The organism is Butyrivibrio sp. ob235, from assembly GCF_900109475.1.
GTDB lineage: Bacteria > Bacillota > Clostridia > Lachnospirales > Lachnospiraceae > Butyrivibrio.
In genome coordinates, this window is sequence record NZ_FOBE01000070.1 from 1 (window position 1) to 2,097 (window position 2,097).

At 38.3% G+C, this 2,097-nt stretch carries 3 protein-coding genes; all 3 read left to right on the forward strand.

Translation table 11 applies throughout. The features are described from left to right. Positions 1-204: 204 nt before the first annotated feature. The 3 genes from BMW61_RS21430 (at position 205) to BMW61_RS21440 (ending at position 1,984) form a co-directional block, all read left to right on the forward strand. Positions 205-837, forward strand: coding sequence for a hypothetical protein (locus BMW61_RS21430; RefSeq protein WP_091826114.1), 633 nt, complete (start codon positions 205-207; stop codon positions 835-837). Between the two features lie 15 nt (positions 838-852). After that, positions 853-1,434, forward strand: coding sequence for a GNAT family N-acetyltransferase (locus BMW61_RS21435; RefSeq protein WP_091826117.1), 582 nt, complete (start codon positions 853-855; stop codon positions 1,432-1,434). A 106-nt stretch (positions 1,435-1,540) separates the two neighbouring features. Beyond that, positions 1,541-1,984: a GNAT family N-acetyltransferase gene (locus BMW61_RS21440; protein ID WP_091826120.1), complete on the forward strand. Its 444-nt coding sequence runs from the start codon at positions 1,541-1,543 to the stop codon at positions 1,982-1,984. The last annotated feature ends 113 nt before the right edge of the window (positions 1,985-2,097 follow it).

Consider the following 2,097-nt stretch of genomic DNA (forward strand, 5'->3'; position numbering starts at 1 on the left):
TAAGCATCCCAAAGGTTCATGCCGCTCTGCGGCATAACAGAAACCTCTTCCGACGCAGAGTCGGTGGAGGAAGTTCATCCGTGGTGAATGGACGCTGGTAAACTTTATGTCAGGAGTGACAATAGTAGCAGCAATCATTCTGGTGGAAAGCATTATTCGTATTCCGTTTCATTTTTTTGGAAACAGAAGAAAGGATAAAGAGTGATGAATACGGATAAAAGTAAAAAGATCATAATAATAGTAATTGCAATAGTTGCCGCTATTAGCGCCTTGTGTAGTATTGCAGCTGCGGTTCTTGTTGGCATTTTCGTTGTTGGATCAGTTACTACAAAACCTGAGGTGTACACTGATATAACAAATTACAGGGAATACATGTCGTTTGACGTAACTGATGCAGATTCACAATGGAATAAATGGGGCATTGATGAAAGCATATGGCCTCAGGAGATTACTGATAAAATGACGATTGCAGACTATAAGATGGTTTATTATAATCCCTGGGATGCCCAATACCTTGGGTATCTTGTTGTTGATTATTCTAACGAAGACTATTTAAAAGAGTCGGAAAGACTTAAATCATATCAGTCTACAGATTATATTGGATATTACAGCGTTGAGGAAGAAAAAACATATGCCTTGTTAGCAATAAATGCTGATTCCTACAATGGATTTGTATATGCTCTTACAGATGGAAAAAACAGAATAATCTATGCAGAACAGATATTTTGTAACTATTACATGGATCTTGATTATGATAAACACATCCCACATGAATATCTGCTGGATGGATTTGATGCATCATCTGATAATCCATATGCTTTAGCAAATCGGGATTAGTAGACGGAGGAGACTATGTTAAATGATTATGCAATAGACAAGCCAATTCTTGAAACAGACAGACTGATTATCCGTGTGCTTAACGAAAAGGATGTGGATGATTTAAAAGAGTGGTTGGGAAGAGATGAAATTTATACATATTGGGGAAGAAAAGCAAGCAAGGGCGAGAAAAATCCTGAACTCATGTTTATTGATCCACGTCCTTGGGTGAAAAGAAAACCTTCTCTTGATCTTGATTGGGGAATTGTATGGAAAGAAACAAATAAAGTGGTAGGTATGATCGCAGTATTTGATATTCAAAATGCCAGAATGGGCGATATAGCATACAGGATTAATCCTGAGTACTGGAGAATGGGAATTACTACAGAAGCTTTGAAGGAAGTGTTACGATTTGTTTTTAAGAACACAGAAATAGACCGATTGAATGGACGTGTGGATGTAAGAAATATTGCTTCAAACAGAGTTATGGAAAAATGTGGTTTTGTTAAAGAAGGAACAATTCGTCAAGGAAAAATGGTTTCGGTTTACTGCGACTATAATATCTACGGTTTGCTTAGAGAAGATTATTTGAAGCAGCAAGGTAAGGCTGGCGTATAAAGATAGTTATTGTGGCATCAAAAGGAAAAGAGGCGTTTTACGAGAAGCTTGGCTTCAAGGCCCGCCCAAATGACAATGATGGCCCAGGAATGGATATGTGGAGAGAATGACAGAGCGAACCATTGATGAAGAATTAAAACTGATTCCATATTACAGGAATGACGAGGCTTCACTTCCTTGGTATCAGGATTTGGATGTATGTAAGCAGGTAGATAACAGAGATGAACCATATGATTTAGATCTTTTACATGCTATGTATGATTATCTAAGCTCTCATGGGGATTGCTACTACATAGAATATAAGGGGACATTGGTAGGGGATGTTTCGTTAAGAGACAATGCAGAAGTCGCTATTGTAGTGTGCAAAGAATACCAGAATCAGCACATTGGAAGACGATGCGTTGAAGATATGCTTAAACTTGCTAAAGAAAAGGGTATGGATACTGTAAAGGCAAATATCTATTCCTTTAATGAGCAGAGTAGGCGAATGTTTGAAGCTGTTGGATTCAAAAAGATAGACAAAGAATGGTACGAATATCAAAGCAGATAATTGGAGTATGTAGCAAGTATTATGATGTATCAGCGAGAAAACTCCTTCCGACATAGTCGGTGGGGGATGAATCGCTGGCCCTCAGCGTTTCGCTTTGCTGTATCGTCCTGTTC

Bases quoted from the DNA above. Each gene is read 5' to 3' on its own strand.
- BMW61_RS21430 (WP_091826114.1), top strand. From the start codon at position 205: ATGAATACGGATAAAAGTAAAAAGATCATAATAATAGTAATTGCAATA.
- BMW61_RS21435 (WP_091826117.1), top strand. From the start codon at position 853: ATGTTAAATGATTATGCAATAGACAAGCCAATTCTTGAAACAGACAGA.
- BMW61_RS21440 (WP_091826120.1), top strand. From the start codon at position 1,541: ATGACAGAGCGAACCATTGATGAAGAATTAAAACTGATTCCATATTAC.